Source organism: Flavobacterium sp. FG139 (assembly GCF_057809695.1).
Genome location: NZ_JBMDKL010000007.1, coordinates 169501 through 183639, shown reverse-complemented (window position 1 = coordinate 183639; position 14139 = coordinate 169501). Strand labels below are relative to the sequence as shown.

Genomic DNA, 14139 nt, shown 5'->3' with positions numbered 1-14139 from the left:
GACAAAATCAGTATATTTGCAGGTTAGAAAACAAAATTTAATGAAAGAAATTAAAAACATTTCGCGCTCTAGAGCGCAAGAATCGTCGGCAGCTATCGAACGATTGTACATTACCATGAGGCATTTATTTAACAGAGGTTTCTATAAACCAATGGGTGTTTCGGGAGACACATTAAGAGAAGCACTTCTCGAATTAAGACCAGAAATTTACGGAAGTATTGCAGAAGAAAAAGTCGAACTTAACGGTTTGCTGTATGTTATAGAGCGACTTCCGGTAGGCATTGAAGAATGCCGTTACATCAATTTAACTTCAGATGAAGGCTATTCCAAATCGCATTTTAAAGCCATAATTCCTCCAAAAAGAAGAAGAAATTGCTATAGAATTGACGAAGAACAAATGAATGTTGAAATCACTCGCGGTCGATCAGACATTTACGATATTTTAACGCATTTGACCTTTATTTTTATTGAATCTCACAAAATTAAAGACCGCGTTTTAATTGATGACGAAGGACGAATTTCTCGCGATTGGCAAAAATTAGAACAAGCTGCCTTGCAACCTAAGAAGTTAAATCAGGTTGATAAAGAGAAAGCCATTTCGCACGCAGCCAATGTGCTGGGAAGAACGTTTGCTGAGGTTTTAGCTATTTATGATGCCTTTGCAACGGCTGAAAAACCGGATCGTTTTTTACACGTAATCTATTGGTTAGGGAAATTAGCCATTGAAGAAGTGGTAGATAATAACAAAAGAACCATCACGTTCAGTCCAATTTTAAGAGAACGTTTAGGACATCACATTCATGGTGAAATTTGGGCAACCAACATCAAAGAAGTCTTAAATCAAAATAACTTATTGGATCGTCCGGTTCATATTATCAGTGCCAACATGCACTCGGTGATGAATTCGATTTTTGCCACACACGTTCACAAAGCAAAGCTGAAAGATAAATCAGATTTCTTTGTGTATGAAGAATTGAGCAAGCAAGGCGCACACGACGTTAGAGATAAAGTTGAAGCCTTTGCGTTGCAACACGGAATGATTTCGTTGCCAGACCATTCAGGAACAAACATCGACGTTCAAATATTTGATACAGCTAAAATTGACTGGGCAAAATCGGGTTTTCCAAAGGCTAATATAGGTAAAGAAAAACCAGTGATTATTGTGATGGATTATGCGTTTGGGGAACAAGCTTATGAAACCATTGACGAGTTATTAAAACCATTCAAAAAAGGCGCTAACACACTTTTCTTAAATGTAGAATCGGTTTCCATTATGGGTAAAGCGGGTATTCTTCAAGGAGGAAAAGGCGACATTATGATTCCGAATGCCCACATCAATGAAGGAACTGCCGATAACTATTTTTTCCATAATGAATTAACGGCTAGCATGTTTGCGGGTAATGATATTCCGGTTTTTGCTGGACCTATGGTGACCGTTTTAGGAACGTCATTACAAAATAAAGATTTGTTGAAATTCTTCCACGAATCGACTTGGGGCGCTATCGGATTAGAAATGGAAGGCGCTTACTATCAAAAAGCCATTCAATCGGCTTCTAAAATTAGAAAAAGTATCAATCCCGATGTGAAAGTACGTTATGCGTATTATGCTTCTGATAATCCTTTAGAAACCGGAAGCACGTTAGCTTCTGGCGGATTAGGAACCACAGGTGTAAAGCCAACGTATTTAATTACCATTAAAATATTAGAACAAATTTTCAACGTAAAATAAACTTTATGAGTTCAGAATCTCAAAACAATTTAGATAATCAAGAAATTGATTTGTCACAAATTTCTAAGAAAATTGGCGGTTTTTTTGAAAGAATTTCGAATAAAATTTTCAATTTGATGTTTTACATCAAAAAGCATATTGTTACGATTGGAATTATTTTCGTAATAGGTGCTGGATTAGGTTGGTATCTTGACAGAACAAACAAAAGCTTTGATAATCAGATTATTGTTACACCTAACTTTACTTCAACCGATTATTTATATTCAAAAATTGCTTTAATTAATTCGAAGATAAAAGAGGGTGACACACTTTTTTTAAAAAATGTGGTTGGAATAAAGAATCCAAAAAAATTTAATAAAATTAAGATAGAGCCAATAACCGATATTTACCGATTTATTGGAAGTAATCCCGTAAATTTTGAATTTGTAAAGTTATTAGCTGAAGATGGCGATTTGAAAAAAATTGTTGACGATAAATTAACTAGTAGAAATTATCTTTTTCACAACATTACTTATTCTACCTCTAAACCTACTAATAACGAGGCAACAGTAAAACCACTTTTAGATTTTTTAAATAATTCGGAATATTACAAGAAAGTTCAAAAAGAATATGTTGGCAATATCAAAAAGAAAATGATAGAAAACGATTCTATTATAAGTCAAATAAATGGTGTTTTAAATAGTTTTTCAAATACTGTAAATGGTTCTCAAAAAAGTGATAAACTTGTATATTACAATGAAAATACGCAATTAAATGAGGTGATTAAAACCAAAAATGAACTTATTTCTGAACAAGGTTCATTACGATTGCAATTGCTTGATACAGATAAAATTATAAAAGAGACCAGCTCAACGATTAACATTAAAAACACCGAATTTATTAACGGAAATAGAAAGTTTATTATTCCAATAATTTTCGTGTTATTATTTTTAGTTTTTGGATCTTTTAAGTCATTTTACAAAAAACAATTAGCAAAATCTAAAGCATAAGTACCTATGAAAGGAATTATTTTAGCTGGTGGTTCAGGAACAAGATTGCACCCACTTACATTAGCCGTTAGCAAACAGTTAATGCCAATTTACGATAAACCCATGATTTATTACCCATTATCAACCTTGATGTGGGCGGGTATCAAAGAAATATTGATCATTTCAACACCTCATGATTTACCATTATTCCAACAACTTTTGGGTGATGGAAAAAAATTAGGATGCCGATTTGAATATGCGGTACAAGAAAACCCAAATGGTCTAGCAGAAGCCTTTATTATTGGAAAAGAATTTGTGGGTAACGACAAAGTTGCTTTGATTTTAGGGGATAATATTTTTTACGGAACAGGTTTGGCCGAACTATTACAAGCGAATAACAATCCAAATGGTGGTGTGATTTATGCCTATCATGTGCATGATCCAGAGCGCTATGGTGTGGTAGATTTTGATAAAGAAGGAAATGTTTTATCTATAGAAGAAAAGCCAGAAAAACCTAAATCCAATTATGCCGTTCCTGGAATTTATTTTTACGATAATTCCGTAATTGAAATTGCCGCTAATATTGCGCCTAGTCATCGAGGTGAATTGGAAATTACCGATGTCAATAAAGAATATTTAAACAGAGGTAATCTCAAAGTAAGCATCCTCGACAGAGGAACCGCTTGGCTTGATACAGGCACTTTCCAATCATTAATGCAAGCGGGACAATTTGTTCAAGTCATTGAAGAACGTCAGGGATTAAAAATTGGTGCGATTGAAGAAGCAGCTTACCGAATGGGCTTTATTGATGCTGAACAGTTAAAAACATTAGCAACACCATTATTAAAAAGTGGCTATGGCGTTCACTTAATGAGTTTATTAGAAGAATAAGAATGATTTTTACCGAAACTAAATTAAAAGGCTGTTTTACCATAGAACCTAAAATAATTCATGACGAACGTGGTTATTTTATGGAAAGTTTTAACGAAAGAACCTTTCAAAATGGAATAGGTCAGAACGTTCATTTTGTACAAGACAACCAATCGTTTTCCACCAAAGGCGTACTTCGAGGGTTACATTATCAATGTGGTGAACACGCACAAGCCAAACTGGTTCGTGTGCTTCAAGGCGAAGTTCTCGATGTTGCGGTTGATATTCGACCAGGTTCAGAAACCTTTGGACAGTATGAATCAGTGATTCTTTCGGCTGAAAAACAAAATCAATTTTTTGTACCAAGAGGTTTTGCACACGGGTTTTTAGTATTAAGTGAAACCGCAACGTTTTTCTACAAATGCGACAACTTTTACAATAAAGAAAGCGAAGGTGGTATTATATATAACGATTCCGAAATCAACATCGATTGGCAATTCGAAGTCAATAATTTAATTATTTCCGAAAAAGATCAAGTGTTACCAACCCTTCAAAAGGCCAAAAAAGTATGGTAGTATTAGTTACAGGTGCTAAAGGTCAGTTAGGACAAGCGATACAATCTATTTCCGGAGATTATCCAGAGGTAGATTTTGTTTTTTGTGATTCATCAACTTTAGATATTACTAATCTGGAAAACACCAAAGCAGTTTTTAAACAAGTTAAACCCCAATATTGCATTAATGCAGCCGCTTATACCGCTGTTGATAAAGCAGAAAGTGAACCAGAAAAAGCACATTTAATAAATGTAGTTGGCGCCAAGAACTTAGCGGAAGTTTGCAAAGACAATAATACCATTTTACTTCATGTTTCCACCGATTTTGTGTTTGACGGAAGTAAAAAAACACCGTACACAGAAGATGACATTCCAAATCAAACTGGAGTTTACGGGCAAACTAAATTAGACGGCGAAAAAGCCATACAAGATACTTTTGACAAGTATTTCATCATTCGAACGTCTTGGGTATACTCGCAATTCGGAAATAATTTCATGAAAACCATGTTGCGTTTGGGTAGCGAAAGAGATAGTTTATCAGTAGTAAACGACCAAATAGGCACGCCAACCAATGCAGTTGATTTAGCAGAAGTCTTAATCAAAATTATTACACACACAGAACGCAATCCAAGCGATTTTTCAAAATTTGGTATTTACAACTTCAGCAACGAAGGGCAATGTTCGTGGTATGATTTTGCCAAAAAAATATTTGAAATCAATTCAATTAAAATAGATTTACAACCTATTCCAACCTCAAGCTATCCAACACCAGCACAAAGACCCACTTATAGTGTTTTAGATAAAACTAAAATTAAAAGTATTTTTAGTCTTACTATTGAAAGTTGGGAAAGGCAGTTAATGAAGCAAGTATGAGTAATATAAAAAAAATATATTGTGTAACACCTGTTTACAATGATTGGGAAAGCTGTAAAATTTTAGTAGAACATATTGAGCAGCTACAATTAAAACTATCAGAACAATATAAATTTTGTTTAATAGTTATTAATGATGGATCTTCAGAAGACAATAATTCTTTAGATAAAACATCAGAAATTCCCATAACTATAATTAATCTTAAAATTAATATAGGGCATCAAAGAGCAATTGCTGTTGGATTACAATACCTATACAATGAGATAGAAGATTTTGATTTTGTTATAGTAATGGATAGTGATGGAGAAGACAAGCCTGAAGACATTCCTGCATTATTACTGAAAAGCCAACAATTAGAAAAGCATAAAATAATTTTTGCTCAAAGGAAAAAAAGACAAGAGTCATTGATGTTTAAAATAGGTTACTTTTTTTACAAATATCTGTTCTTGTTCCTTACCGGACAAAAAATAAACTTTGGGAATTTTAGTTTGATTCCAAAATCATTATTAGGAAAAGTGGTTCATCAAAATAATATTTGGAATCATTATTCAGGAGGCATTATCCAATCTAAAATACCGTTTGACAAAGTATTGTTAGACAGAGGAAAACGTTACCAAGGCGTATCTAAAATGAACTTTAATAACCTGATTATCCACGGATTAAGCTCTATTGCCGTTTATTTTGATTTTTTATCCTTGCGCATTTTAAGATATTCCCTTTACGGAATCTTCATTTGCTTTATTTCGGTACTGTATATTTTGTATCAAAAAATTTTTACAAACAATGCCATTCCAGGATGGGCCTCAAGTTTAACGTTGATTATTTCTGGAATAATATTACAACTTTTTTCAGTAACCTTAATTGTGTTATTATTGCAACTAAGTTCTAGAAAGAATATTAGTGCACCAAATCCTAAAATATATTTAGATTTTATAGAAACAATAGAAAAATAGTATCGGATGAAAATAATACAGTTAATAAAAAACAACTATTTATTGTTATCAATTCTTCTTCTAGGAGCAGTATTGAGACTTTACAAACTGGATTTTCAAAGTATATGGTTAGATGAAATTCATACGATGAATGAATCAGATCCTAGTACTCCTTTCTTGGAATTAAATAATGCCATAAAACAAGGAGAGCAAATGCCTCAGTTGTATTTTTATTCAATGTATTTTATTTTTAAAGTATTGGGTTATACGACTTTTATAGCCCGCCTTTTTTCAGCAACAATAGGTATTTTAAGTATATATTATATTTTTAAATTAGGAAAAGAAATAATAGGCGAAAAGACAGGATTAATTGCAGCATTTTTATTGGCAATAAATTCGTTTCATTTGTATTACTCACAAGATGCAAGACCTTATATTCTATTGGTATTTTTTACTCAAATATCTTTCTACAAGTTGGTTCTTTTTTTAAAAGAAAACACTTCTAAGAACGCTATTTACTATGGATTATTTACTGGATTAATGTTGTTGACTCATTTTTTTGGGATATTTGTTTTTTTGTCTCAACTATTAATTCTAGGAATATTCCTCTTATTGACTGAAAAAAGTAGAGTAGGTAATTTTTTTAAAAAAGCATGTATTGCTAGTACTATTGCGGCAGTAATTTTTGCCCCAGCTATTGGAATTCTTATTAAGGTTTCTCAAATAAAAGAATTTTGGATTCCGGTGCCAACTCCAGATGTTTATACAAATATTTATAAAGAGTTTTTTGGCAATTCCGAAATGGTGTTGGCCTTGATAGGTATATTTGTTTTAATGTACTTTATAAATCTATCTAAAGAAAAGGAAAGTCCTTTCACATCAGAAAGCATCATAGAAAAAAAATACGTGTTCAGCTTTGTTGTCTTTTTTCCATGGATATTTTTGGTTTTACTTATTCCTTTAGTAAAATCGTATTTATCAGTACCAATGATTATTAGCAGGTACTTTATTGTTTTATTACCAGTTGTTTTGTTAATTGTAGCCATAGGAGTTAATCAATTTAAAAATACTTTCATTCAAATTAGTTTGATTTTGTTAGTATTATTATTTACTTTAAATGACATCTTTTTTGTAAACAAATATTATAAACAACCCAACAAGTCTCAGTTTAGAGAGGCTACAGAATTTATTATAAAAAATAACACTTCCAAAGAACCAATTTACACTACACTATTTTGGCATTTTAATTACTTTTTCAAAAACAAAGAAAGTAATGTTTCCGAAAAGACATTGGATGCTGTAATTATTGATATCAAAAAGGACACGACCAATTTAAAACCGTTTTGGTACATTAATGCCCATGGTAATAAATATGAAGTAAGTAAAGAAAACGAATTGTTTTTGAACAATAATTTTGTAGTTGATAAAAAATTTAATGGATATGACGCGTGGTCTATTCGGTTTTTACCTCAAAAAATGGTTAATCAAAAAGTTGACTTAAAAAAATACGTACCCTACAATAAGACATTGTATGGAAGTAAGATTAAGGCTTGGGTTGAGAGTTTGGAGCAAACTTCAGATAGTTTGAAAGTCAAAGGATGGTCTATTTTAGAAAAGGTAGACTCCAAAGACAGTCACATTTATGCGGTACTATTGAATCCAAAAAATCAAAAAGTTTTCTTTTCCACGCCTATTACTAGGCCAGATATTACATCTTCTGAAAATAACGGATTCAATTATGACAACTCAGGTTTTGATATAAAGGCGTCTCTAAAAGACGTTGATAAAGGAACGTATAAGCTTGGTATTTATATTGTCAATTTAAGTTCAGATGGCTTATATATTACAGACAAACAGATTGTAATTAATTAAAAAAAATAAATAAATTTGTAACAAAATAATTAAACATGAAAAAAATAGTAGCTGTATTAGCAATAGCATTTTTTGGAACGATGATTTCTTGTAAAAATGAAGCGAACAATGCCAATGAAGAAAATAAAGCCGAAGCAGTTTCAAAAGTAGAAAAGGACACTTTGTTTACCATTACTTTGAACGCAACAGTTTTAAAAGACGACAGTTTTCAAGTGTATTACAAAAGTCAAAATGAAGAAAAATACGTTGAAGAAAAATCCTTATTTACCGAATTTAAAGGAAGTGACAAGCCACAAGATATCGTTTTTAGATTGCCAGACGGAATTATTCCTGATAATATTAGGCTAGATTTTGGAACCAATAAAGATCAAAAACCAATTAAAATTAACAGTTTTAAAATGAGTTATTTTGGAAAAGATTTTAGCGTAAATGGGAATGATTTTTTTAAGTATCTTTTAGTAGAAAAAGTTACTGCTGATTTTGATCCTCAAACAGCTATGATTACCCCAAAAGATATTAATGGCGTACATGACCCTCAGTCAACATCTGAAAAAGGATTGTACGATCAAATACAAAAAATTATAAAATAATATCCAAAAGATATTAAAAGCAAATACCTCATTATTACAATGAGGTATTTGCTTTTATTTACTTATTACTTAAAATTAAAACATGAGTTTTTCAAGCTTAATACATGAAATAAAAAATAAGTTTCTTATCTATAGTATAGGACAAGGCTTTAATTTAGTCAGCCCAATAATAATTGCTCCTTATATAATTTCAGTTTGTAAGCTAGATAGTTTTGGTAAAATTGGTTTAGGTTTTGCTTTTTCATTGTTTTTAATATTAATTGTTGATTATGCTTTTGATATAAAAGGAACAAAAAAGATATCAGAGAGTAGAAATAGCTATGAACAATTACACCACCAATTAGTAATAACCCTATTTACAAAAGTAGTTTTAGTAGTAATTGCTTTTTTAATTGCTTTTTTAATCATTTCATTTGTACCAATGTTTTCTACCGAAAGAACATTGTTTTTTTTAAGTTTTACAATAGTTTTTGCACAAGTTTTCAATCCAACATGGTTCCTACAAGGATTAGAAGATTTCAAAACATCAAGTTTGATAAATATTTTATCAAAATCGACATACCTGATTATGGTTTTTCTATTTGTAAAACAAAAAGAAGATTATATATTGGTGAATTTTTTACTTGGACTAAGTTCTTTAATTTTTAATTTGATAGCATTATTTTACATATTCAAGAAATTTAATTTTACACTTTTCTATCCAAAATTTGAACAGATAAAAGAAATTATTGTTCGTGATTTTATGTTTTGTATGTCTCAATTATCACTTTCATTAAGACAACATTCACCGCTTTTAATGGTAAGTTATTTGCTTGGATTTTCCTATGGAGGTCAATACAAGGTTGTAGAACAGATTGTTTCATTATACAGAACATTTTCGCAAGTATACTTACGATTCTTTTTTCCGAAACTATGTTTTAAATTTAGTGTGTCAATACCAGATACTATTGTGTTTTGGAAAAAATATACAACTGCAATTTTTGTTTTTGTAGTAATTTCAACTTGTATTTTAGGTTTTATTTCTGAAGACATTATTACTTTTTTCAATGTTCCTTTAGAAAATAGAAAGATATTATCCTCTGTGGTGAAATTTGCCCTTATTATTCCCAGTTTAATGGTTTTATCCATATCTTTAGAATTGGCAATGTTTTTAATTCAAAAAGACAAGCAGTACATTAGAATAATCATTGCGGTTACTTTAATTAATGTTTTAATGTTAGTAACATTAGTGCCAATATTTCAATTATATGGTGTGGTAATGTCTATTTTAGTAGCGGAGTTGTTGTTTGTACTGTTGTTTTATAGTTCGATTATTAGTTTTAAGAAAAATCAAATACAATGCTAGTCAAATCATCGGTTTTCTATAGTTTTTTATATACTTTATGTATAGTAGTTACTTTTTTTCCGGTATATGAATTAACATTTTTAGTATGGTTAGTTACCATAATTGCAACGGTTAGAAAAACATATTCAGTAACAATTTTAAAGTTTGTTGCTCTTTTTTCTTCTATTGTTGTTATTGCCTTAATCTCAAGTTTTTTTTATGAGTACCAAGTCTTTTCTAGAGTTAAAGATCTTACTTATTTATTAAAACCAATTTTAGGGATTTTAGTTGGTTATCAACTATTTAATCGTATTCCAACTCAGGCTTTCAAAGCTTTTATTAATGCCGGAGTTGTACTTGCTGTTCTGCATATTATTTTAATAATTGTAGCTTTTTTACGCTTTCACAGTGTAGATATGAATTTAATCAGAACTGAAGCAGGATATTTTAGCGATTATGAGGTATATGTTTTAATACTGCTGCTTTTTAGTAAAAACTTCGCTATTAAAATAGATAAGAAGAAAAAGACAATCTTTATTTTATTAATTGGCTTTTCAGTTTTTATGTACTTAGCGCGTACAAATTTTTTACAGTTAGGGATACTGATTTTAGGAATTAAAGGATATTATGTGTTAACCAAAAAATCTATTAAGGTTTTGACTATGGCCATAGTTGTGCTATTATTAAGTTATTCGGCTATCTATTATTCTAATCCTAAAAGAAATGGTAAAGGCATTGAAACCCTTCTTTATAAAATAAAGATTGCTCCAGAAGAAGCTTTTAAAACAAAAATTAATAAAGAAGATTGGAAAGATTTTAATGACAATTACAGATCTTTTGAAAATATAATTACAGTAAAACAAGTTTCTCAAGACGGCACTAGAGCAGTGTTTTTTGGAAAAGGAATAGGATCAAAATTAAATTTAGGACAGGTAATTTTAACCGCAGACGGATCCAAAATACAATACATTTCTATAGCCCATAATGGTTTTATGACCATTTTTCTTAAATCGGGATTGTTAGGCTTGTTTTTCTTATTATCGTTTTTGGGTCTGATTTACAAACAAAAAAGAAGCGAAGATCCATTAATTAATAATATCAATATGTTATTAATGGGTACCGGTGTGTTTCTAATTCTGTCTACTTGGGTTTTTATGGGTGTGTATTTCAAATTAGATAATAAATCAATCATTATTGGTTTCTTGATTGGAATGAGAGAATTCTTGATTAAGAAAAATGCGCTTCAGCCGAAATAATATCTTTAATTTTTTCGCTAGTTGTTCCATTTCCGTATGGATTATTTGCTTTAGATATTTTTAAATAATAATCAGAATCTGTCAATAGTTTATTGGTTTCAAAAACAATCTTTTCTTTATTTGATCCCACTAAAATTGCAGTTCCAGCATCTACACCCTCCATTCTTTCAGTCACTTCTCTTAGCACAATTACAGGTTTCCCTAAACTAGGCGCTTCTTCTTGTATGCCTCCAGAATCCGTTAGAATAATATTGGAACGATTCATCATCCAAATCAAATTAGGATAATCTAATGGCGCGATAAGCTTGATGTTTTTACGAATTAATTTACGGTGAGCTATTTCTTTAATATTTGGATTTAAATGCACAGGATACACAATAACAACATCATTTTCAAATGAGTTAGAAATTTCTAATAAGGCATTACAAATTTCTTCAAATGGTTTTCCAAAATTTTCTCTTCGATGACAGGTAACTAATATAATTTTTTTAGAGAAATCAATATCATTATATTGGTCCAAGAATATATTTTCAGAAGAATTTTCAATTACTTTTATTCCAGAAAAAAGAGCGTCAATAACCGTATTTCCTACAACATACACATTTTGGGTTATATTTTCATTTTCTAAATTTAATGCAGAATTTTGTGTAGGACAAAAATGGAAATTTGCAATTTTTGAAGTTAATACTCTATTCATTTCTTCTGGAAATGGTGAGTATAAATCAGAGCTTCTCAATCCAGCCTCAATATGTACAATTTTAATCTTTTTATAAAATGAAGCTAGTGCACCGGCCAAAACCGTTGAAGTATCGCCTTGAACAAAAACATAATCAAAATCCTCTTTATCTAAAATTTCTTCTGTAATTTTTATAATTAAATTTGAGGTCAATTCATAAAGGCTTTGATTGGGCTTCATGATGTTTAAGTCGTAGTCTACCGTAATTTTAAAAAAATCTAAAACTTGGTCTAGCATTTCTCGATGCTGTGCAGTAACCCCAACCTTCACCTGATAGTTAGAATCAGAAGAGAATGTTTTAATCAGTGGAGCCATTTTAATCGCTTCAGGACGAGTGCCAAAAAGAAACAGGATTTTTTTCATTTACGTGTGGTTTTAAACGCTGTAAAACTAAGAATAATATCTATATTTGTAAAGCTTTAAGATCTAATAAATGAAAGTCCTTTTTCAGACAAGAACGAATCTATATACTGCTCCAGGTGGAGATTTAATCCAAATACTAAAAACAAAAGAATATCTTGAAAAGTTAGGAGTAACCGTTGATATTTCATTAGAATTTGAACCTAATTTAGAGGGTTATGACGTGGTTCATTTATTCAATCTTATGGACCCACAAGACATATACTTACAATGCATTAATGCCAAAAGACAAAATAAAAAAATTGTACTTTCAACCATTTATGGCTTATATACAGAATACGAACAAAAAGCAAGAGGCGGATTCGCACAAAAAATAGCTAACGTTTTATCACCCTACCAAATAGGATATTTAAAAAATATTATTCGTCATTATCACGAAAATAGATTTCATAAAGGAGTCATTAAAATGCTATTTAAAGGGTACTATGGTTTAATGAAAGAAATCACTAACAACGTAGATGTCTTTCTTCCCAATTCTATCTCCGAAATGAATCGTGTTGCTAAAGAGTTCAAATTAGAAAATTATAAATTTGAAGCCATTCCCAATTCGATTGACCAAAAAATATTTAATAATTCACACATTGATTCAAACAATAAGTTTTTAAAATATAAAGACTGTATTGTTTGCGCTGCAAGAATAGAGGGAAGAAAGTCAACTTTAAACTTAGTTCGAGCGATTAATAAAACAAATTATCAATTGGTTTTAGTAGGAAATGAATCTAAAAACCAAAAAAAATATGTTGACTTAGTTCATGAGGAAGCTGGTAAAAATGTGACATTTTTAGGCCCTATTCCCCACGAAGAACTTAAAGAATTATATCAGGTTGCCAAAGTACACGCTTTAGTAAGTTGGATGGAAACACCTGGGCTATCTTCTTTAGAAGCAGCGGCGATGGGATGTAACATTGTTGTTACTAGAAAAGGCGATACTGAAGAATATTTTGAAGATTACGCATTTTATTGTGAACCAGATGACGTTAATTCAATTATAGACGCTATTGACAACGCCTATAATGCACCATTCCAAGTAGAGTTAAAAAATAAAATTCTTCAAGAATATATTTGGGAAAAAGCAGCTGAAAAAACATTAAAAGCCTATCAAAAAGCCTATCAAAAAGCCTAAAAGCTACTGATTCTTAGCCGTTCCGCTACCAAAAAATTTATTTTTAGTTTGCACCAAAAAATTAAAGTTCTTCGCCAACTGTTTCTTAAAAAACGAAGCATCGTCTTTTGGAAACCAATCCGTAGTTCTTGGAGTTTCTAAATGCCTGTTATGCACTTGATAGGCATAAGTCGCAATTGAAGTTCTGTATTTCCCTTCCGGAAAATTAGTCATGTCATAACCGTGTAAAGTATACGGAGCACATTGTTGAATGATCATTCTGTTAAATGGAACGTCTAAAGAAGCTTCTTTATCAGTTCGTAAATCTTTTATCTTCAATTGACCTTTGTATTCTTCTTTCCAATCTTTGTTCAAATACAAAAGCAAATTTAATTCTCGGTACCAGTTTTTGTTAATGGGATGGTAATTGAAATCCAAGTGCATATCCAAAAAACTATTTTTCTTTCCTTGATGCAATCCACCACCATGATTTTTAGGATCTACAAAAATCTCTTTAGCAGTAATATGAGTCAAAATTTTATTGAACCTATCAGACGATAAATCATGATACAATTCATCCAGTTCTGGACACAAAACTTTATAGTTCGACTTTTCAAATTTATTATTCGCAAAAGCATAATCACGGCTCTTGTTCTCTAATTCAGGAATAGAATTATAAGCTTTTAAAAGCTTTTCTTCTTCACAAAAATCATCTATAATTAAATGAGGAAAAGGCTGAGCTGTTAAGTATTTAAGACGTAAATTATCTAGGTTTTGCTCTAAAAAATCAAACTTAATCATATGAATAGAATTTAAAAACAAAAGTAGAAATAAAAGTTTAATTAAAAACTGATTAAAGTCATAAAACAATTGCATAAAAATGTAAAAATTTACCAATTCATAATAAAAAAGAG

General features: G+C 30.8%; 13 protein-coding genes. 11 read left to right on the top strand and 2 right to left on the bottom strand.

Annotated elements, in window-relative coordinates; all coding sequences use genetic code 11:
- The first annotated feature begins 40 nt into the window (after positions 1-40).
- The 10 genes from ACODSI_RS08015 (at position 41) to ACODSI_RS07970 (ending at position 10967) form a co-directional block, all read left to right on the top strand.
- Positions 41-1729 carry a DUF6909 family protein gene (locus ACODSI_RS08015; RefSeq protein ID WP_488916316.1) on the top strand — a complete coding sequence of 563 codons (1689 nt, stop codon included), beginning with the start codon at positions 41-43 and terminating at the stop codon, positions 1727-1729.
- Positions 1730-1734: 5 nt separating this feature from the next.
- Positions 1735-2718 (top strand): hypothetical protein, encoded by a 984-nt coding sequence (locus tag ACODSI_RS08010; protein WP_488916315.1) that lies wholly within the window; start codon positions 1735-1737, stop codon positions 2716-2718.
- A 6-nt stretch (positions 2719-2724) separates the two neighbouring features.
- Positions 2725-3588 (top strand): glucose-1-phosphate thymidylyltransferase RfbA, encoded by an 864-nt coding sequence (gene rfbA / locus ACODSI_RS08005; protein WP_488916314.1) that lies wholly within the window; start codon positions 2725-2727, stop codon positions 3586-3588.
- Positions 3589-3590: 2 nt separating this feature from the next.
- Positions 3591-4142: a dTDP-4-dehydrorhamnose 3,5-epimerase gene (gene rfbC / locus ACODSI_RS08000; protein ID WP_488916313.1), complete on the top strand. Its 552-nt coding sequence runs from the start codon at positions 3591-3593 to the stop codon at positions 4140-4142.
- Positions 4136-4993, top strand: coding sequence for a dTDP-4-dehydrorhamnose reductase (gene rfbD / locus ACODSI_RS07995; protein ID WP_488916312.1), 858 nt, complete (start codon positions 4136-4138; stop codon positions 4991-4993). The genes rfbC and rfbD overlap by 7 nt, the downstream gene beginning before the upstream one ends.
- Positions 4990-5946: a glycosyltransferase gene (locus tag ACODSI_RS07990; RefSeq protein WP_488916311.1), complete on the top strand. Its 957-nt coding sequence runs from the start codon at positions 4990-4992 to the stop codon at positions 5944-5946. Before rfbD ends, ACODSI_RS07990 begins: the two co-directional genes overlap by 4 nt.
- 6 nt (positions 5947-5952) lie before the next feature.
- The gene (locus ACODSI_RS07985) at positions 5953-7797 is read left to right on the top strand and encodes a glycosyltransferase family 39 protein (protein ID WP_488916310.1); all 1845 of its coding nucleotides are present in this window, start codon (positions 5953-5955) and stop codon (positions 7795-7797) included.
- A gap of 35 nt (positions 7798-7832) precedes the next feature.
- Positions 7833-8387 (top strand): hypothetical protein, encoded by a 555-nt coding sequence (locus ACODSI_RS07980; protein ID WP_488916309.1) that lies wholly within the window; start codon positions 7833-7835, stop codon positions 8385-8387.
- Between the two features lie 82 nt (positions 8388-8469).
- Entirely contained in the window at positions 8470-9732 is a 1263-nt protein-coding gene (locus ACODSI_RS07975) for an oligosaccharide flippase family protein (protein WP_488916308.1), read from the top strand.
- Complete coding sequence (locus ACODSI_RS07970) at positions 9726-10967, top strand: hypothetical protein (protein WP_488916307.1); 1242 nt, start codon at positions 9726-9728, stop codon at positions 10965-10967. The genes ACODSI_RS07975 and ACODSI_RS07970 overlap by 7 nt, the downstream gene beginning before the upstream one ends.
- On the opposite strand, the gene wecB is transcribed toward ACODSI_RS07970, so the two are convergent.
- Positions 10939-12066: a non-hydrolyzing UDP-N-acetylglucosamine 2-epimerase gene (gene wecB, locus ACODSI_RS07965; RefSeq protein WP_488916306.1), complete on the bottom strand. Its 1128-nt coding sequence runs from the start codon at positions 12064-12066 to the stop codon at positions 10939-10941. The two genes, ACODSI_RS07970 and wecB, sit on opposite strands and share 29 nt — an antisense overlap.
- A gap of 70 nt (positions 12067-12136) precedes the next feature.
- Between wecB and ACODSI_RS07960 the strand changes: the two genes are divergently transcribed.
- Positions 12137-13246, top strand: coding sequence for a glycosyltransferase family 4 protein (locus ACODSI_RS07960; protein WP_488916305.1), 1110 nt, complete (start codon positions 12137-12139; stop codon positions 13244-13246).
- 3 nt (positions 13247-13249) lie between these two features.
- Here ACODSI_RS07960 and ACODSI_RS07955 read toward each other — a convergent pair whose 3' ends face one another.
- Positions 13250-14026, bottom strand: a complete 777-nt coding sequence (locus ACODSI_RS07955; RefSeq protein WP_488916304.1) for a 2OG-Fe(II) oxygenase — start codon at positions 14024-14026, stop codon at positions 13250-13252.
- Positions 14027-14139: the final 113 nt, after the last annotated feature.